General features: G+C 54.0%; 18 protein-coding genes. 17 read left to right on the plus strand and 1 reads right to left on the minus strand.

Annotated elements, in window-relative coordinates; genetic code table 11:
- The first annotated feature begins 74 nt into the window (after positions 1-74).
- The 16 genes from PDUR_RS12210 (at position 75) to spoVM (ending at position 17,168) form a co-directional block, all read left to right on the plus strand.
- Positions 75-1,946 carry a bifunctional homocysteine S-methyltransferase/methylenetetrahydrofolate reductase gene (locus tag PDUR_RS12210; RefSeq protein ID WP_042206509.1) on the plus strand — a complete coding sequence of 624 codons (1,872 nt, stop codon included), beginning with the start codon at positions 75-77 and terminating at the stop codon, positions 1,944-1,946.
- A 38-nt stretch (positions 1,947-1,984) separates the two neighbouring features.
- Complete coding sequence (locus tag PDUR_RS12215; protein WP_042206510.1) at positions 1,985-2,878, plus strand: YicC/YloC family endoribonuclease; 894 nt, start codon at positions 1,985-1,987, stop codon at positions 2,876-2,878.
- Positions 2,879-2,924: 46 nt separating this feature from the next.
- Positions 2,925-3,185, plus strand: a complete 261-nt coding sequence (remA, locus tag PDUR_RS12220) for an extracellular matrix/biofilm regulator RemA (protein WP_006209218.1) — start codon at positions 2,925-2,927, stop codon at positions 3,183-3,185.
- Between the two features lie 18 nt (positions 3,186-3,203).
- On the plus strand, positions 3,204-3,773 hold the full coding sequence (gene gmk / locus PDUR_RS12225; RefSeq protein ID WP_042206511.1) for a guanylate kinase: 570 nt from the start codon (positions 3,204-3,206) through the stop codon (positions 3,771-3,773).
- Positions 3,774-3,817: 44 nt separating this feature from the next.
- On the plus strand, positions 3,818-4,030 hold the full coding sequence (gene rpoZ / locus PDUR_RS12230) for a DNA-directed RNA polymerase subunit omega (protein WP_042206512.1): 213 nt from the start codon (positions 3,818-3,820) through the stop codon (positions 4,028-4,030).
- Positions 4,031-4,315: 285 nt separating this feature from the next.
- The gene (coaBC, locus tag PDUR_RS12240; RefSeq protein WP_042206514.1) at positions 4,316-5,530 is read left to right on the plus strand and encodes a bifunctional phosphopantothenoylcysteine decarboxylase/phosphopantothenate--cysteine ligase CoaBC; all 1,215 of its coding nucleotides are present in this window, start codon (positions 4,316-4,318) and stop codon (positions 5,528-5,530) included.
- Entirely contained in the window at positions 5,530-8,079 is a 2,550-nt protein-coding gene (gene priA, locus PDUR_RS12245) for a primosomal protein N' (protein WP_042206515.1), read from the plus strand. The genes coaBC and priA overlap by 1 nt, the downstream gene beginning before the upstream one ends.
- Positions 8,080-8,126: 47 nt before the next feature.
- Positions 8,127-8,612: a peptide deformylase gene (def, locus tag PDUR_RS12250; RefSeq protein WP_042206516.1), complete on the plus strand. Its 486-nt coding sequence runs from the start codon at positions 8,127-8,129 to the stop codon at positions 8,610-8,612.
- A 5-nt stretch (positions 8,613-8,617) separates the two neighbouring features.
- Positions 8,618-9,583, plus strand: coding sequence for a methionyl-tRNA formyltransferase (gene fmt / locus PDUR_RS12255; protein ID WP_042206517.1), 966 nt, complete (start codon positions 8,618-8,620; stop codon positions 9,581-9,583).
- Complete coding sequence (gene rsmB / locus PDUR_RS12260; protein ID WP_081949497.1) at positions 9,580-11,079, plus strand: 16S rRNA (cytosine(967)-C(5))-methyltransferase RsmB; 1,500 nt, start codon at positions 9,580-9,582, stop codon at positions 11,077-11,079. Before fmt ends, rsmB begins: the two co-directional genes overlap by 4 nt.
- 178 nt (positions 11,080-11,257) lie before the next feature.
- Positions 11,258-12,298 carry a dual-specificity RNA methyltransferase RlmN gene (gene rlmN, locus PDUR_RS12265; RefSeq protein ID WP_042206518.1) on the plus strand — a complete coding sequence of 347 codons (1,041 nt, stop codon included), beginning with the start codon at positions 11,258-11,260 and terminating at the stop codon, positions 12,296-12,298.
- A 6-nt stretch (positions 12,299-12,304) separates the two neighbouring features.
- Complete coding sequence (locus PDUR_RS12270; protein ID WP_042206519.1) at positions 12,305-13,081, plus strand: Stp1/IreP family PP2C-type Ser/Thr phosphatase; 777 nt, start codon at positions 12,305-12,307, stop codon at positions 13,079-13,081.
- Complete coding sequence (pknB, locus tag PDUR_RS12275) at positions 13,078-15,282, plus strand: Stk1 family PASTA domain-containing Ser/Thr kinase (RefSeq protein ID WP_042206520.1); 2,205 nt, start codon at positions 13,078-13,080, stop codon at positions 15,280-15,282. Before PDUR_RS12270 ends, pknB begins: the two co-directional genes overlap by 4 nt.
- Positions 15,283-15,393: 111 nt before the next feature.
- Positions 15,394-16,299 carry a ribosome small subunit-dependent GTPase A gene (gene rsgA, locus PDUR_RS12280; RefSeq protein ID WP_042206521.1) on the plus strand — a complete coding sequence of 302 codons (906 nt, stop codon included), beginning with the start codon at positions 15,394-15,396 and terminating at the stop codon, positions 16,297-16,299.
- 3 nt (positions 16,300-16,302) lie between these two features.
- Positions 16,303-16,962 (plus strand): ribulose-phosphate 3-epimerase, encoded by a 660-nt coding sequence (gene rpe, locus PDUR_RS12285; RefSeq protein WP_042206522.1) that lies wholly within the window; start codon positions 16,303-16,305, stop codon positions 16,960-16,962.
- 125 nt (positions 16,963-17,087) lie between these two features.
- The gene (spoVM, locus tag PDUR_RS12290) at positions 17,088-17,168 is read left to right on the plus strand and encodes a stage V sporulation protein SpoVM (protein WP_006675261.1); all 81 of its coding nucleotides are present in this window, start codon (positions 17,088-17,090) and stop codon (positions 17,166-17,168) included.
- A gap of 84 nt (positions 17,169-17,252) precedes the next feature.
- On the opposite strand, the gene rpmB is transcribed toward spoVM, so the two are convergent.
- Complete coding sequence (gene rpmB, locus PDUR_RS12295; RefSeq protein WP_025334690.1) at positions 17,253-17,441, minus strand: 50S ribosomal protein L28; 189 nt, start codon at positions 17,439-17,441, stop codon at positions 17,253-17,255.
- A gap of 189 nt (positions 17,442-17,630) precedes the next feature.
- Between rpmB and PDUR_RS12300 the strand changes: the two genes are divergently transcribed.
- Positions 17,631-19,409: a DAK2 domain-containing protein gene (locus PDUR_RS12300; RefSeq protein WP_042206523.1), complete on the plus strand. Its 1,779-nt coding sequence runs from the start codon at positions 17,631-17,633 to the stop codon at positions 19,407-19,409.
- The last annotated feature ends 20 nt before the right edge of the window (positions 19,410-19,429 follow it).

The following is a 19,429-nucleotide window of genomic DNA, read 5'->3' on the forward strand; positions in this document are numbered from 1 at the left end:
GGGACGAAAGCTTATCTTTCCTTACGATTTATGTTACATTAGTATGAAACTAATGTCAGGGGAGGGGCTGCTCTGTGAAGCTGGATTTGCGGTCTGCCTGGGCCGCCAAAGTGCTGGTCGGCGACGGGGCAATGGGAACCTTTTTGTATCAGAAAGGATTTCCCGTCGGCATATCATATGAAGAATTGAATCTGACTTCGCCCGAGGTTATCGAAGAAGTGCATCGCAGCTATATTGAGGCGGGTGCGGAACTGCTGGAGAGCAATACGTATTCGGCCAATTACGATAAACTGTCCAAGTTCGGTCTGGAATCCAAGGTGGAGGAGATTAACCGGGCCGGCATCCGGATCGCCAGAAAGGCCGCCGGCAGCGCCGGATATGTCGTGGGCGCCGTAGGGTCGATCCGTGCAGGCAAGCGCGCCAGTCTGTCCGCTTCCGAATTGAAGAAATACTTCGGCCAGCAGATCGGCGCGATGCTAGAAGAGGATGTGGACGGCATCCTGCTCGAAACGTTCTACGACCTGGAGGAGCTGCATCTGGCGCTTAGAACCGCGCGCAAATTAAGCAATCTGCCCGTCATCTGCCAGTTCGCTGTCGATGAGACGGCGATGACGATGGACGGGCTCACGCTTCCGGAGGCATTCCGTATTCTGGAAGATGACGGCGCGGATGTTATCGGCTTTAACTGCCGCACCGGTCCCATTGGCATCAAAAGAGCGCTCGGCACCCTCCAGGGCAAGCTGACGCTGCCGGTGTCGGTATATCCGAACGCGGGACTGGCCGACTATGTGGACGGTCACTACAAGTACGGGGCATCGCCTGAATATTTCGGCGAGATGGCGAGCGCATTCGCCGACATGGGCTGCCGGATCATAGGCGGCTGCTGCGGAACGACGCCGCAGCATATCGCCGAAATTTCGGCGGCGCTTACAGGCTATGAACCGCTCCCTCTGCCGGAGCCGGTGACGCGGGAGAAGATAAGCGTCCGGATACAGGAGAGTCTTGCGGATGACTCCTTCGCAGACGGGGGAGAAACAACTATTATCGATCTCGTGAAGGAACGGCATACGGTGATCGTGGAACTGGACCCGCCGCGGGACCTTGATATATCGAAATTCATGAAGGGAGCGGAAGCGCTGCGCAGGGCAGGCGCGGATGCGCTAACCCTTGCGGACAACTCGCTGGCTGTCACCCGCATGTGCAATATGGCGCTCGGTTCCCTGGTTCAGCAAAAGACGGGATTGCGGCCGCTGGTGCATATTGCCTGCCGGGACCGCAATCTAATCGGCACCCAATCGCATTTGATGGGCCTGGATGCGCTTCGGATCGACCATGTGCTTGCCGTGACGGGCGATCCGGCGCGGTTTGGAGATCTCCCGGGATCAAGCTCGGTGTACGATTTGACGTCATTTGAGATCATCCGGATGATCAAGCAGCTTAATGACGGCATCGCTTTTTCGGGCAAGGCGCTTAAGCAGAAAGCCAAGTTCGTGATCGGGGCAGCGTTTAATCCTAACGTGAAGCACTTGGGCAAGGCGGTCGAGCGTCTGGAGAAGAAGATCGCATTCGGAGCCGACTATATCATGACCCAGCCGGTATATGATAAGGAATTGATTCATACGATCGCGGATAGAACGGCTCACCTGAACATCCCGATATTCATCGGCATCATGCCGCTGGCCAGCGGACGGAACGCTGAGTATCTTCATAACGAAGTGCCCGGCATTCAACTGTCCGAAGAGGTGCGCAGCCGGATGAAAGGGCTGGAGGGCGAAGCGGGACGGGCCGAAGGCGTAGCGATTGCCAAGGAACTGCTGGACGCGGCCACGGAGCGCTTTAACGGGATCTATTTGATGACTCCATTCATGTTCTATGATATGAGCGTTCAGCTTATGGAGCATGTATGGGCGAAGTCGGGACGCCAATTGTCCCCCTTGTTTCGCTAGAAAGAATCATTTACAATAGTGTAACGGATGTGATACCGATGTCATTTAGCATGACCGGATACGGTCAATCGTCGAGGCATTATGGCGGCAGCAAGATCGTTTTCGAAGTCAAATCGGTGAATCACCGTTACTGCGAAATCGTGCTGCGGATGCCTCGGGAGTGGAACGGATTTGAGGATACGCTGCGAAGAAAAGTCCAGCAATACGTCAGACGCGGCCGGGTGGATGTCGTTATCAACAGGGAGCACGAGGAGAACGCGGGCGGGCCGGTTCTGAACCGCTTGGCCGTGAAATCCTATCTGGCGGCGGCGGAATCGCTGAAGAAGGAATTTGGCGTGAACGGAGAGCTGGATATCACGAACCTGCTGACTCTGCCGGGAGTGATGGAGAGCGGCGAGAGCGCCTTGACCACACTGCCGGAGAATGGCGATTCCTTTCAAGAGCTGCTTGTTAACGGATTGGAAGAAAGCGTTAAGGCCCTGGCAGAAATGCGTGCCCGGGAAGGGCGCTTTTTGGCTGCCGACATTGCGGAACGGCTGGGCAGGCTTGAGGAATTGCACGGCGTAATGAGCGGAATGGCTCCTGCCGCCGTGATTGAATTCAGGGACAAGCTTCGGCAGCGGCTGGAAGCTCTTCAAGACGGCACGTTCCCTTTTGACGAACATAAATTCGGAATGGAAGTAGCTATTTTCGCAGACCGCTCCAATATTGATGAAGAGCTGACCCGTCTGCGCAGCCATTTTGAGCAGTGCAGGATTTTGCTGGACAGCGGGGAGCCGATTGGCCGGAAACTGGATTTTCTCATACAGGAGATGAACCGGGAAACGAATACGATCGGATCCAAATGCAATCATGCGGGGATCAGCAGCTGCGTTGTTGAAATGAAGGCAGAGCTGGAGAAGATCCGCGAGCAGGCTGCCAATATGGAGTAGCGACTGGGCAAGCGAAGATGTAACTAATGGGGGGAACAACCGGAACATGGCAATCAAACTCATCAACATCGGCTTTGGAAATATAGTATCGGCCAATCGGATTATTTCCATAGTCAGCCCGGAATCGGCTCCGATTAAGCGGATTATCCAGGAAGCGAGAGACCGGCATATGCTGATCGACGCAACCTACGGAAGACGCACCCGTGCCGTCATCATTACGGACAGCGACCATGTCATACTGTCGGCTGTTCAGCCGGAGACCGTGGCTCACAGGCTGTCCAGTAAAGATGACGATAATGACGAATAAAGACTAATGGAGTGTACTATGTCAAAAGGATTGCTGATCGTATTGTCCGGCCCGTCCGGAGTCGGTAAAGGAACGGTATGCACTGCATTGCGCCCGAGAATACCGGAGCTCGTCTATTCCGTATCGGCGACCACGCGGAAGCCCCGTGAGGGAGAGCAGGACGGAGTCAATTATTTTTTCAAATCCCGGGAGCAGTTTCTCCAGATGATTGACAATGATGAACTGCTGGAATACGCGGAATACGTGGGCAACTTTTATGGTACGCCGCGTGATTTCGTGGAACGGACGCTGGAAAGCGGAAAAGACATCATCCTGGAAATCGAGGTGCAGGGCGCGCTTAAAGTCAAAGAGAAGTTTCCCGAAGGCATCTTTGTCTTTCTTCTTCCTCCTTCGATGGATGAGCTCAAAGACCGTATTCGCGGACGCGGCACGGAGCATGACGACATTATCAATCACCGTATGACGGTCGCCGAAGACGAAATCAGCCTGATGCGGCACTATGATTACGCAGTGGTTAACGATGAAATCGATCTTGCCTGCGAACGAATAGAAAGCATTATTATTGCCGAACATTGTAAAATAAGATAAGCTGGGCGATTAATAGAAATAAAATTAATTGAAGAGGTGTCCCTGTGTTATATCCATCGATTGATGAAATGATGAACAAAGTCGACAGCAAATATTCGCTTGTTGTCGCCGCCGCAAGACGCGCAAGACAGCTTCGCGAAGGAAGCCACTCCGAACTGAAGTCTCCGAAATCCCATAAGCAGGTCGGGATTGCGCTCGAAGAAGTATATAAGGACATCATCACCGTATCCCGGGTAGATGATAAGACCACCGATTAAGCTTTGAATAGATATATCTTTTTTGTGACGATTGGCGCTGCGGCTCTTTATTTAGAAGGAAGGGCTGCAGATGCCGAAAGCACCCCGTGCGCTTGATCTATATTGCATTTATAGCCCGGACGGGGCTGTTCCTGACAACCGGAAGGTTGTTATTTTTTTAAAAATTTACTCGTATTCGGATTGTTATATGAACATGAGTGCGGTTGTCTCTTCATTCATGAAGCCGCAGCCGTATTCTCTCAAACCGGATTCTTTCCGTGTACACGGGGAGCAGGAGGGACGGAAATGTTGAAAGGCAAAACGATATTGCTTGGCATCACCGGCGGAATCGCGGCGTATAAAGCGGCCGCCCTGTGCAGCAAGCTTGTACAAAAGGGTGCCAAGGTGCATGTGGTTATGACGGCTTCGGCCAAGCAGTTCATTACAGAACTGACATTGCAGACATTGTCGAAACAGAGGGTGTTCAGCGATACGTTCCAGGAGCGCGATCCGTCCTCTGTTTCACATATTGATTTGGCCGATTCGGCCGATCTTGTGCTGGTGGCGCCAGCCACGGCAAATATTATCGCCAAAATGGCTCATGGCATCGCTGATGACATGCTCTCGACCGTGCTGCTGGCGGCGACAGGGCCCGTAATGGTCGCTCCGGCGATGAACGTGCATATGTACCAGCATCCTGCTGTGCAGAATAATTTGGATATTCTTGCTAAGCGCGGAATCCAGTTCATCGAACCCGGTGAGGGGCTGCTGGCATGCGGCTACGTCGGCAAAGGACGGATGGAGGAGCCGGAGACCATCGTCAGCTGTGTAGAGGCATATTTTGAGCAACAGGCCGGGAGCCGTAAACTGGCCGGCAAAAAAGTCGTTATAACGGCCGGCGGCACGGTGGAACGGATCGATCCTGTCCGCTATATTTCCAATGATTCTTCCGGCAAAATGGGCTTTGCTTTGGCGCGCGCTGCCAAGGAAATGGGCGCAGAGGTGACGCTGGTAGCCGCTAGGACGGATGAACGGCCGCCGCTGGACGTGAACATTGTGCGCGTTCAATCCGCCGAAGAGATGTATGACGCCGTGTCGGCCGTCTGGGAGGACTGTGATATTCTGATCAAGGCTGCCGCCGTATCGGATTACCGCCCGAAGGAGAGGGCCGACACCAAAATTAAGAAGACCGGCGATACCATGACTCTGGAGCTGGTAAAGACCGTTGATATTCTGGAAACTTTGGGCCAGCGCAAACAGCATCAGCTTCTGATCGGTTTTGCAGCGGAGACCGGCAATGCGGAAATGTACGCCAAAGACAAGCTGGTCCGCAAAAATCTTGACCTGATCGTCGCCAACGATGTGGGTGTACCGGGAGCCGGGTTCAGCGTTGATACGAATATTGTCTCGATTTATGACCGAAGAGGTCTTGTGGAGGAACTGCCGCTGCTCTCTAAGGATGAGGTAGCCCGCAGGCTGCTCGCCATTGCAGCGGACAGGCTGCCGGAAGAAGGTCTGTAATGGATATCGCCAAGGTGATCGTCGATGTTCCCGTGCGCAGCACCGACAAAACCTTCGATTATAAGGTACCGGAATCTTTAAAAGTATGGATTGAGGTAGGCAGCCGGGTGGCTGTTCCTTTCGGGCACCGAACTGTTCAGGGCTTCGTCGTGTCCCTGGAGTATGGCGATGTGAAAGCGATCCAGGGAATCAAGCCGATCCAGGAAGTGCTTGATCTCATTCCTCCGCTGTCGCCGGAGCTCGTGGAGCTGGCGGATTGGATGAGCGAACGATATGCCTGCCGCCGGATTTCGGCGCTGCAGGCAATGCTGCCGACGGCGCTTAAAGGCAAAGCCGAACGGCTTATTTCGCTTGGGACTGCTGAGCCTGAACCGAGGGATGAAGAGGGAACGTTATTTCCTGATGAGGAGTGGTTTCCAATTTTTCCAGATACCGGCCGGGAGGAAAGGGAAATTACTGAATTTGTGCGCCGCGCCGGCGAGGTGTCGATGAAGCAGCTGTCCAGGGCTTTTCCGGACGGGGCGGAAACGATCAAATTCATGCTTCGGCGGGGCGTCTTGAAGGAAAGCCAATCGATCAAGGACAAAATGGGCAAGAAGAGGCTTAAAGCTGTTGATCTGACGATGGAACCTGAATCTGCGCGGGAAGCGCTAAATAATCTGCCTGCGAGATCCGCCCGCCAGAAGGAGGTCCTATCGTTCCTGATCGATATGGACGCGATGCTTCCGATGCCGCTCAAGGACGTGCTGTCCGCTCTGCAGGTAACCGCTGGAACGGTGAAAGGACTGGAAGACAAAGGGTTGATCGAGATTACCGAGGTGGAGGTCTACCGGGATCCTTACCGCGGCCGCGACTTCAAGCCGAGTGCGCCGCTTCCGCTTACCTCGGAGCAATCAGCGGTATATGGACGTATTGTGGGTGCCATCGACGAGCAGCGGCATGAGACCTTTTTGCTTCACGGCGTAACCGGCAGCGGAAAGACAGAGATCTACCTTCAGTGCATCCAGCACTGCGTCGAGCAGGGCCGACAGGCTGTTGTGCTCGTTCCCGAAATATCTTTAACTCCTCAAATGGTGGAACGTTTCAAGGGAAGATTCGGCAGCGGGGTTGCGGTCATGCACAGCCGTCTGTCTTCCGGAGAACGCTATGACGAATGGCGGAAGATTCGCGAAGGCAAAGCGTCGGTTGCCGTCGGCGCGCGCTCTGCGATATTCGCTCCGTTTGGCAATCTAGGCCTGATTATTATGGATGAGGAGCATGAAACCTCTTACAAGCAGGAGGAAAATCCGAGATATCATGCGCGCGATGTGGCCGTCCGCCGGGCCCTGCTAGGTGATGCGGTCGTCATTTTGGGATCGGCGACGCCTTCGCTGGAGAGCTATTACGCCGCCAGGTCGAAAAGCGACGACAATTTCTCGCCGGTGCTGCTGGAAATGCCAAGCCGGGCGCTGGGAAACGAGCTTCCGGCGGTTCAGGTGGTGGACATGCGCGAGGAGCTTAAGGAAGGCAACCGCTCCATGTTCAGCCGGGGACTTCACGCGGCGCTGCAGAGCAGGCTTGAGCGAGGGGAGCAGACCGTGCTTCTGCTGAACCGCAGAGGCTTCTCAACCTTTGTGATGTGCCGCAGCTGCGGCTATGTCGCCGGCTGTCCCGAGTGCGATATTTCGCTGACGTACCACAGCCGGAGCAATAATCTGCGCTGCCATTACTGCGGTCATGCGGAGCCGGCTCCAGAGGTCTGCCCGGAATGCGGCAGCGAACATATCCGTTTTTTCGGAACGGGAACGCAGCGTGTGGAAGAAGAGCTGGTTAAGCTGTTTCCGGGAATGAGGGTCATCCGGATGGATGTCGATACGACGACCGAGAAAGGCTCGCATGAGAAGCTGCTGGGACAATTCAGGGACAAGAAGGCCGATGTGCTGCTCGGAACGCAAATGGTAGCCAAGGGGCTTGATTTTCCTGACGTGACGCTTGTGGGCGTCATTACAGCGGATTCGGCGCTGAACCTGCCCGATTTCCGTGCTGCCGAGAAGACATTCCAGCTTCTTACACAGGTGGCGGGACGGGCAGGACGTCATAAGCTTCCCGGAGAGGTGCTGGTTCAGTCCTACACACCGGACCATTACTCCATCATTCACGCCAGCCGGCATGACTATGCCTCGTTCGTAAGAGAAGAACTGAAACATCGAAAAGCGCTCCACTATCCGCCTTACTGCCGGCTGATTCTTGTGACGCTGTCGCATGAACAAATGCCGGTGGCGCTGCGCATGGCTGAGAACTATGCGATGAGCATTCAGGGAAAGGCAAGGCAGCGCCGGTGGTTCGGCAGTCTGGACAAGCTGACTTCGGACGGACTCGATCTGCTCGGACCCGTAGCCTCCCCGCTGCCCCGATTAAAGGGACGATACCGGTTCCAATGCATGATTAAATGGCGGGGAACCATTGATGCGATCGGGCTGGCCCGCGAGGTGTCGGAAGAACTTGAAGATTCGCTTCGTGATCCGGTGCTTCAAATCAGCATTGATGTTGATCCCCAAATGCTGATGTAACGCCGTTTGGCATAACATATATACAAAACCAGGAAGGTGATAGCGAAATGGCGATACGATTAATAGTGAAAGAGCCTGACGAAGTGCTGCACAAGACGGCAAAAGCGGTTACGAAAATTACACCCAATGTGCAAAAACTGCTGGATGATATGGCGGATACGATGTATGACGCCGAGGGCGTCGGTCTTGCTGCTCCGCAGGTGGGAATTCTCAAACGGCTGATTGTGGTGGACGCCGATGAAGAACATGGTCTGATCAAGATGATCAACCCGGAAATCATTAAATCCGAAGGCGAGCAGTTCGGCCCGGAAGGATGCCTGAGTATTCCGGGCATTAACGGCGACGTTCGCCGCGCGGAGACAGTAACCGTCCGCGGGCTTGACCGTGAAGGCAATGAGATTACCATAACGGGAAGCGGGCTGCTCGCCCGGGCATTCCAGCATGAAATCGACCATCTGAATGGCGTGCTGTTCACGGATATCGCGGAGAAGGTCTACGAAATTAATGCGGAACGCAGCCAGACCGGGGAGTGAATGAAATGAAGATTGTGTTCATGGGCACACCCGCTTTCGCGGTACCATGTCTGCAAATGCTGGTGGATGAAGGCTATGAAGTCGCTGCCGTCATCACCCAGCCCGACCGGCCGCAGGGGAGAAAGAAGATACTGACACCATCGCCTGTCAAAGCGGCTGCAGAGGCGCTGGGCCTTCCGGTTCTCCAGCCTGAACGTATGCGGCGTCCGGAGGCGGTAGCGGAGCTTGCCGCCTATGAACCGGAACTAATCGTTACGGCCGCTTATGGGCAGATTCTGCCCAAAGCCGTACTGGACCTGCCTTCCCGTGGATGCGTGAATGTGCATGGATCGCTTTTGCCCAAATACAGGGGAGGGGCGCCAATCCAGAGAAGCATTATAAATGGCGAAAGCGTAACGGGCGTGACCCTGATGTACATGGCGGAAGGACTGGATACGGGAGATATGATCGCAAAAGTTGAGGTCCCGATTGAGGATGACGATACGTCAGGCACCCTGTTTGAGAAGCTGAGCCAGGCAGGCCGGGATTTGCTGAAGTCTCAAATGCCACGTCTGCTTGCCGGACCCGTAACTGCGGAGCCTCAGGATGACAGCCAGGCGACTTACGCGCCGAATTTGAGCCGGGAGGATGAGCGGATCGATTGGAGCGCGGGCTCGCGGGAAATTTATAACCGCATCCGCGGTCTGGTTCCCTTTTCGGGCGCCTTTACACTCTGGAATGGCGAGACGTTCAAAATATGGGCTGCCGCTTCACCTGGCACGGCTGCTTCAGCCAATGCTTCCGGCGCTTCTGCCCATGGCGATGGACCCGAACCGGGAACCGTGCTGTCCCTGGGACAGGCCGGCATTGAAGTCAAGACCGGCGACGGAAGCCTTCATCTGCTTACTGTCCAGCCCGCCGGGAAGAAGGCAATGGCTGCGGGAGACTTTGCCCGCGGCGGAACGATGAAGCCCGGCATGGTGCTGGCATGAGCGGGCCTAACGGACGGGGAACACCTTCAGGCGGGAACAATCTGAACAGCCGCGTAGGCTCGGAACGTGGTAAGGCTGCACCCAAAGGCGGCGGGACCGGCAGAGGGCGCGGTGCCGCAGGCGGGGCAAGAACCGTTGCCAGGAGCATTTCGGCGAGAGAAACAGCCCTTGACGTATTGGTGCGCGTTCAGCAGGAAGGGGCATACAGCAACCTGCTGCTTAATACGAGTCTGCAGAAGGCAGCCTTGTCCCGTGAGGACGCGGGACTGGCCACTGAGCTCGTGTATGGGACGATTTCGCGTCTGAATACGCTGGAATATGTCCTGAAGGGCTTTGTGAGCAAAGGGCTGGATAAGCTTCAGCCCTGGGTTCGCTGCTTGTTGTCTTTAAGTCTTTATCAGATTATGTACCTTGACCGGATACCGCCTCACGCGGCGGTGAACGAGGCTGTCAATCTAGCCAAGCGCCGCGGCCATCAAGGCATCTCGGGCATGGTGAATGGCGTGCTGCGGAGTATCCTTCGCGCGGGACCGCTGCCGGTCATCCCTCAGGAAATGTCCTGGGAAGAGCGGACTGCTCTGCTCCATTCACATCCGCTGTGGATGGTAGAGCGGTGGCGGGACGAGTTCGGAGCGGACATGGCCGAAGCGATCTGCAAGGCCAATAATGAGCCGCCTGCCGTAAGCGTCCGGGTGAACACGACGATGACCAGCCGCGATCGGCTGCTTGAAGAGATGCTCGGTCAGGGAGTCAATGCCCGGCCGTCCGAGCTGAGTCCTTATGGAATCGTCGTGAGAGGAGCCGGCAATCTGGCGCTCTCATCTTGGTACCGGGATGGTCTTCTGTCTATTCAGGACGAAAGCTCCATGCTTGTGGCCGAGGCTGTTAATCCTCTACCCGGCATGAAGGTATTGGACTGCTGCGCCGCCCCCGGAGGCAAGACGACGCATATGGGCGAGCTGATGAAGGATCGAGGCTCCATTTATGCCAATGATCTGCATCCGCATAAAGCCGCGCTGATCTTCGATCAGGCAGGGCGCCTTGGTCTTGAATGCATCGGTACCGGAAGTGGAGACGCACTGGAACTCGGGAAGAAATTCGCCCCTGCTTCCTTCGACCGGATTCTGCTGGACGCCCCTTGTTCGGGATTGGGCGTGATCCGCCGCAAACCGGATTTGAAATGGGCCAAGCAGCCGGAAGATTCGGCGGCGATTGCCGAGCTGCAGTCTAAGCTGCTGGATTCGGCCGCTGCTTTGCTGAAGCCGGGCGGGGTGCTGGTGTACAGCACCTGTACGCTCGACCGGTTGGAGAACGGTAATATCGTTAGTTCCTTCTTGGAACGCAGCGAAGAATTCGCCTCTGTGACATTCTCTTCACCACTCTGGAACCGTCTTGGCAATAACGTTCTTGCCAGTGGCCAAGGGATGCAAATCTTACCCCAACATTACGGAAGTGACGGCTTCTATATCGCCATTCTTGAACGGCTCCGCCAATAGAGCCGCTGATCGGATCTCGATTGTCTTAACCCCCGCCGGGCCAGCCTCGGCGGGTTTTCTTTTACCCTCTGTGTGATTTGTGTTAAAATAGGCAGGATGAGAAATAATATGAATAACTCTTGAACGAATATCCTATAAGTTCAGACATCTTTAAGAAAGCACAGGTGCGATCACGATAATGAAACCTTTAATATACGATTTTACCCTCGAAGAGTTGGTAGAGTGGGCCAAGGATAACGGAGAACCGGCTTTTCGGGGCGGACAGATTTTTGATTGGCTGTACGTCAAGCGCGTCAGCGATTTTGACTCGATGAGCAACCTGCCTAAGTCTTTGCGGGCGAAGCTGGATGAACAGTTCTCCATTAACGCCCTTTCGGAAATTACAAAGCTCGAATCGAAAGATGGAACAGTGAAGTTTCTGTTCGGACTGCATGACGATCATGCCATTGAAACGGTCATCATGAAGCATAATTACGGCAACAGTGTATGCGTAACAACCCAGGTGGGCTGCCGGATTGGCTGCACCTTCTGCGCTTCGACTCTTGGAGGACTTAAGCGGGATTTGACGGCAGGCGAAATTGTGGCGCAGGTCGTGCGCTCACAGCAGATTCTGGATGCCCGCGGCGAACGCGTCAGCAGTATTGTTATCATGGGCACGGGCGAACCGTTTGAGAATTATGACGCCACCATGAGATTTCTGCGCCTGATGATCCATGAAAAAGGATTAAATATCGGGCAGCGGCATATAACGGTATCAACAAGCGGGATTGTCCCGAGTATTTATAAGTTTGCCGATGAGGATACCCAGATCAACCTGGCGATCTCCATTCATGCGCCGAATGACGCGCTTCGTTCAAAGCTGATGCCGGTCAACCGCCGTTATCCTTTTGATGAAGTGATGGAATCGCTGCGCTATTATCAGGCAAAGACAGGACGGCGCATCAGTTTCGAATATGCGCTGATCGGCGGCGTAAATGATCAGCCGGAGCATGCGGAAGAGCTTGCCGGAGTGCTAAAACATATGCTGTGCCATGTTAATCTAATTCCGGTTAACTATGTGCCTGAACGCAAGTATGTGCGCACTTCACGTAATGATATTTTCCAATTTCAGCGGATTCTGGCCGATCAGGGAATCAATGTGACGATTCGCCGCGAACAGGGCCATGATATCGCCGCCGCATGCGGACAATTACGCGCCAAACATATGGAGTTGAGGTGAGGTCTTTTGATCAGAACAGTTCATGCCAGCGACATTGGACGGGTACGTACCGTCAATGAGGATTCGGTCTGGACCGGTGTTACGAGCCAAGGATATACGCTGGGTATTATCGCCGACGGTATGGGAGGGCATTTGGCGGGTGATACCGCAAGCCGCCTGGCGCTTGAGTCTGTCCGGGAGGGGCTGGACGGAATTGCGTCCGGTCTTTCCGGTGAAGAGTTAAGCGCGGTCTTGTCGGACGCGATAATGAAAGCCAACGATACCGTCTACAAGCAAGCTGCCAGTGACGAGCGTTACCACAACATGGGGACGACTGTCGTGTCTGCGCTGCTCGCAGGCCAGTCGGGCTACATTGGCCATATCGGCGACAGCAGAGCTTACATAATTCAGGATGGTAAGGCGCGGCAGTTGACCGAGGATCACACACTGGTAAACGAGCTGTTCAAGAACGGCCAGATTACGCTCGAGGAACTGGATACCCATCCGCGGCGCAACGTTCTTATACGCGCTCTTGGAACGGATGAGGACATCAAAGTCGATTTGATTCCAATAACGCTTGAACCGGGTGAAGTGCTGCTGCTGTGCAGCGACGGATTGAGCAATTTTGTTAGTGCCGAGCACTTGGGGAAGATTGCCGGCATGCAGGAAATATCGCTTAAGGAAAGAGCGGACCGTTTGCTTCAGCTGGCTTTGCTTGCCGGCGGCGGCGATAATATTAGCGTCGCCATGCTGGAACATCATGAGGAGGCCGCTGTGCCCGAATCAAAGGAGTGGGAGAGATGATCGGTCACGAGTTGGGAGGCCGTTACCAAGTCATCGAGCGGATCGGTGGGGGCGGAATGGCGCTTGTATATAGGGCACATGATATTCTGCTCAATCGAAATGTCGCTATTAAAGTATTGCGGAACCAATTTGTACATGATGAGGAATTTATTCGCCGGTTTCGGCGGGAAGCGCAATCTGCTGCATCGCTTTCTCATCCCAATGTGGTTAGCATTTACGACGTGGGACAGGAAGATGAAATTCATTATATAGTTATGGAATACGTGGAAGGCAAGAATCTGAACGAAATTATCAAGGAGAGGGCGCCGCTACAGGTGGACGAAGCCGTGAGAATCGCCACCCAAATCTGTGACGCGCTCGATCATGCCCATCAGAATCAGATTATCCATCGGGATATCAAACCGCATAACATACTTATCGGGCGTAACGGCCGTGTCAAAGTGACCGATTTCGGCATAGCCCGCGCCGTAACGTCGACTACGATTACACAGACCGGTTCGGTCGTCGGTTCGGTGCACTATTTTTCTCCGGAACATGCCAAGGGAGTCGCCACAGGTGAAAAATCGGATTTGTATTCACTCGGCATCGTGATCTATCAAATGCTGACCGGCAGCCTGCCTTTTCTGGGCGAGAGTCCAATCAGCGTAGCGCTGAAGCATCTTCAAGAGGAATTTGAGGAGCCGCGCAAGCTGAATCCGATGATCCCCCAAAGCGTGGAGAACATCATCCTTAAATCAATGCGCAAAAATCCTGAGGAGCGCTATCAATCGGCTAAAGAAATGCTACAGGATCTGGAAACCTGTCTGCTGCCGGAGCGCCGGAGCGAACAGAAGGTATCATTCATGGATGATGATGAGGACAGAACCAGGGTGATGCCGGCCATCAAGCCGATTCCCAGGAGCAACGGCTTGCGCAGCCGCGGCGAGGATAGAATGATCCGTGAGGACGATCCTCCGTCTGCCAAGAAGAAAAAAGATTGGGGAAGACCCGCACTGTGGATCGGGCTTACGCTGCTGCTCCTGCTGGCGATGGCCGGGGTGGTGTGGTATGTAAACGCGAAGCTGGTTGTTCCTGAAGTAACAGTCCCCAAACTAGTCAGTCTTTCGCTGGACGATGCGAAAGTCAAGCTGGCCGATGCGGGACTTGTTCTGGAGGAGCCGGTAACGACGGAGTACAATGCTAACTTTGCTGAAGGGATCGTCTTCGAGCAGAGCAAAGAGCCGGATACGACGGTAAAAGAAGGAACGACCATCGCGCTTAAGGTAAGCATTGCCAAACCGCTCCTGTCAATGCCGGAGTTATCCGGGATGACTTATGACGAAGCGGTGGAAGCTTTGGTAGCGCAAGGTGTAGAGCAGAGCCGAATAACACAGGACAGCGAATTCAGCAAAGAAATTCCGGAAGGTGAGGTACTCCGGCAGAATCCGATTTCAGGCAGCCAATATGATCCGGATACCGCTGCTATCTCGATCACAGTCAGCAAAGGCCAGGAGAGCATCACGATGCCGGATTTAACGGGCCTCTCCGAATCGGAAGCGAAAGCCAAGCTGGAGGAGCTAGGTCTGGAGCTCGGTGATGTGAAGAGGGAATCCAGCTTTTCCATAGAAAAGGGCAAGATAACGAAGCAATGGCCGTATGAAAAAGGCGCAGCGGCGCAACCTGGCGAGAAAATCACCTTATATATCAGCGACGGCTATCCGCCTGAAGCGCTGGAATACACGTTCAACCTTCCGGTATCTCCGGTGCAGGAAGGGAAGAAGACCAAGATCCGGATCGAATTTGTCGATGCGCGCAACAATGGCGAGAAACAGGATTGGGGAACCCGCACGATCAGCAAAACCCAGGTACTGTCGGTGAACCTTATTCTCGCTCCAAATAAGGAAGGGGCTGTCATGGTGTACCAGGATGGAGAGTTCTTCGATACGTATTCCGTCTCGTACATGGATGCAAAGAACGGTACGGTGCCAATTCCCGAGCCTTCGCCGGTCAATCCGCCATCGCCGTCTCCGGCCGCGACGCCTGCCGGCACCGAACCGTCTGCAGATCCGGTAACCGCGCCCGGAACGGAAGGCGCTACGCCAGATACCGGGGGCGAGCCAGGCGTCAATCAGACGGGGGACAGTGCGAGCGGTACGCAGATCATATCAGGTAATGACAATCAGGACACCACTTCCAAACATAAAGGTAAAGATAAGAAATAATCGCAAAAACTAGTCAAAGACAAGAGCGGCCGCTTAAACAGCCGCTCTTGCAGCAAACGGGAGACGTATTGCCATCATACCCGCTGAATCAAAGAGAGGAAGGCTTCGTTCATGCCTGAAGGTGTAATCGTTAAGGCTTTAAGCGGTTATTATTATGTGAAACCGCTCCGGGAAGGAAAGATCTCTCCGGAGGATGAAATCGTTCAGTGCAGAGCCCGTGGTATTTTTAAGAAGAGAGGCCAGTCTCCTCTTGTCGGCGACAGGGTCATTTATTCCTTGACCGAGAATGGAGAGGGGATGGTGGATGAACTTCATCCCCGCGATTCCGAACTGATTCGTCCGCCAGTGGCGAATGTTACGCTGGCGGTGCTGTTGTTTTCCGTCCGGGAACCAGACCTCAATCTGCAGCTTCTCGATAAATTTCTCGTGCATATCGAGCATTCCGGATTGGACACGATCATTGTGCTAACCAAACGGGATTTGGCGGAAGAGGACGGGGAGGGCATCGCTCATGTTAAAGAGCTGTACGAGCAGATCGGCTATGAAGTGATGGTGACAAGCTCGCGGACGGGCTCGGGCAGCGAGGAGCTCCGGAAGCGGCTCGCAGGCGCAATCAGCGTGTTCGCCGGCCAGTCCGGCGTAGGCAAATCTTCGCTGCTTAACCGGCTCGTTCCCGGGCTTTCTCTGGAAACAAGCGAGATCAGCATGCGGCTTGGGCGGGGACGGCACACGACGCGGCATGTCGAGCTGATGGATATCGGCGATGGGGGTTATGTGGCGGATACGCCTGGCTTCAGCCAGTTGGATTTTCTGGAGCTTGGAGTGGAGGAACTGTCTGCCTGCTTCCGCGAGTTTGTTCCATTAGCGGCGGAATGCAAATTCCGCGGCTGCAGCCATCTTCACGAACCGGGCTGCCGAGTAATCGAGGCCTGGGAGGCCGGAGAGATTTCGGACAGCCGCTATGAACACTACAAGCTGTTTTTTAATGAAATGAAAGACAAGAAGCGGAGGTACTGATATATGATCAAAATTGCTCCTTCTATACTATCAGCGGACTTCGCCGCACTCGGCGCCGACGTAGCCGAGGTTGAAGCCTCCGGCGCGGACTGGATTCATGTGGACGTAATGGACGGCCATTTCGTGCCTAATATTACACTCGGTCCGCCAATCGTTAAGGCAGTATCGGCCCATACCTCCCTGCCCCTGGATGTTCACCTGATGATTGAGAAGCCGGAACGCTATATTGCCAACTTCGCGGCGGCCGGCGCGGCGGTCATTACCGTCCATGCCGAAGCTTGCGTTCACCTGCACCGGGTAATTCATCAAATTAAGGAGCTTGGTCTGCTCGCCGGTGTGGCGATCAACCCGGGAACGCCCGCCTCCGCTGTGAGGGAAGTGCTGGCGGATGTCGATTTGGTCCTGGTCATGACCGTGAACCCCGGCTTCGGCGGACAGGCATTCATCCCCGGCACCGTGCATAAAATCCGGGAAATTCGCCAGTGGGCGGCAGAGATCGGCCATGATCTGCGTATCGAGGTTGACGGAGGGATTGCCGAAGCGACGGCGGGTATCGTATCCGAAGCTGGGGCGGATGTATTGGTCGCCGGCAATGCCGTGTTCGGCCAAAGCGACCGGGCGGCGGCCATTTCCGCGATCCGGGCGGCGGCTGAAGCCCGCTAACAGGAGTAAAGGTCAAGTGGTATAGGCCAAGTTAGCATCGCATAAATATGGTTACATGAGCAGAAATCTCATGTAGCCTTTTTTGTGTCTTAATGAGGGCTGCAGCATTGATCGGAGGGTGAAACATGAAATTTTATACATTTAAGCTGCCGAAGTTTTTGGGAGGGTTTGTCAAGGCGATCTTGAATACATTTCAGAAGAGCTGAAGGCCGTAAGCAGAAGAAAGCAACATGAAAAAAAGCACCTTACTAATGTAAAGGGTGCTTTTTGTTTGAGATTAAGTTTGGAAACTAGACGCGCTCTACTTTACCGGACTTCAGGGCGCGGGTGCTTACGTATACACGCTTCGGTTTGCCGTTAACCAGAATGCGGACCTTTTGAACGTTAACTCCCCAGGAGCGACGGTTACGGTTGTTGGCGTGCGATACGTGGTTGCCGCTGCTCGGTTTCTTGCCAGTTACAGCACATTTACGGGACATCATTACACCTCCTTGTTGCGTTAGCCTGCATAAAACAATACTTAAATATAATATCACAGTAAAAAATGCCCCGTCAACCGGTTCAAAAACATTTATTTCTGAAGTTGCTTATAGTACAATATAGATTAGCGTATTGTGTCTAGTTTGTGTTAGCTACGAGAGGCATGAAGGCAGGAAGGGGAATTTTCATTGAGTAAGCGTTCTATAAATGGAATAGATTTTACAGCTATGGTACTGGCCGGCGCTGAGAAGCTGCAGCAGCATGCGGAGCACGTGAATTCCCTGAATGTTTTTCCGGTTCCGGATGGGGATACGGGGACCAATATGAACTTAACGATGACCGCAGGGGTGGGTGAATTGGGGAAGAATCATTCCGCTTCCATTGGACAATGTTCCAGCGTTCTGTCGAAAGGCCTGCTGATGGGCGCGCGCGGTAACTCCGGGGTTATCTTGTCCCAACTGTTCCGCGGATTCGGCCGTTCTGCCGCCGCATACGAAGAATTGAACTCTCAACAATTTGCGGCTGCGCTGCAGACAGGTGTGGATACCGCGTATAAAGCGGTAGTCAAGCCTGTGGAAGGGACCATCCTGACTGTAGCTAAGGAAGCTGCAAGACATGCTGTTTTCCTGGCGCGGCGGACAACCGATATTAATGTATTGATGACCGAAGTTCTGGCCAAAGCGAAAGAGGCGCTTGCGGGAACGCCGGATCTTCTGCCGGTGCTTAAGCAGGTGGGAGTTGTGGATTCGGGTGGTCAAGGTTTGGTTTATATATATGAAGGCTTTTTAGAGTCTTTAACGAGTGGGCAGTTCGCGGATTCCGGACAAGGACAAGCCGCCCGTGGGGCAGTGCCCGCAGAGCAGGCAGTAGTGCTGACCAAGCCGGAGGTAAAACCGGCACATGTGCCTGTATCGGCCCAGTCGCAGCTGTCAACGGAGGATATCGAGTTCTTATATGACATGGAGTTCTTTATCAACCGCCAGTTGGGCGGTCCCCATTCTGAGGCATTTGACGAGGATCAATTCCGGAAAGCGTTATCGGTGAATGGCGATTCCATTATCGTCATTTCTGACGATGACACCATTAAGGTTCATGTTCATTCCAAGGCTCCGGGTGAAGTGTTGAATCTCGCGCTTCTATACGGGGAGATTGCCCAAATTCATATTTTGAATATGCGCGAGCAGCACCGTGATTTACTGACAGCCGGGATGGACATCGCCCCGAGTCCTGAAGTATTTGCAGATATTCCCGAAGAAAAAAGCAGCATAGAGGCGCCCGCGGTACCCCCGGCGGATGATTTGGCGCCATATGGCTTTATCGCAGTATCCTCCGGTGACGGGATTTCTGATATCTTCAAGAGCCTGGGCATTGATGTAGTGCTGGCAGGCGGCCAGACGATGAATCCGAGCACAGAGGACTTCGTGAACGCCATATCGTCCATTTCAGCCAAGCATATCTATATTTTGCCGAACAACTCCAATATCGTTCTTGCCGCTGAGCAGTCTAAAGAAATCCTGGAAGGCGAACGGGAAATTACGGTTATTCCAAGCAAGAGCATTCCTCAAGGTATTGCAGCCGCATTCGCTTTCCAAGAGGAAGAATCGGTAGACAGTAATACGGATAGAATGTTGAATGCCATTGATCGGGTAAAATCGGGGCAGGTCACGTATGCGGTCAGGGATACCAAATACGAGGAAATGGACATCAAGGCGGGGCAGTATATCGGTATTTCCAATTCTAAAATTATCGCCGCAGCCGAGGATTTGCTGTCTGCCAGCCAGGCGCTGCTGTCCAAGATGCTGGAGAGCGGAGGCGAGATTATTACTATTTTGACAGGGCAAGAAGCCAATCTTGAGGATACGGAAGCCTTGGAAGGCTGGCTCGGAGCGAATTATCCCGATGCAGAGGTTGAAATTCACGAAGGCGGTCAGCCGCTGTATTTCTATTTATTCTCGGTAGAAGCTTAAGCCCAGAAACTGTACGAAGG

Source organism: Paenibacillus durus (assembly GCF_000756615.1).
GTDB lineage: Bacteria > Bacillota > Bacilli > Paenibacillales > Paenibacillaceae > Paenibacillus_AQ > Paenibacillus_AQ durus.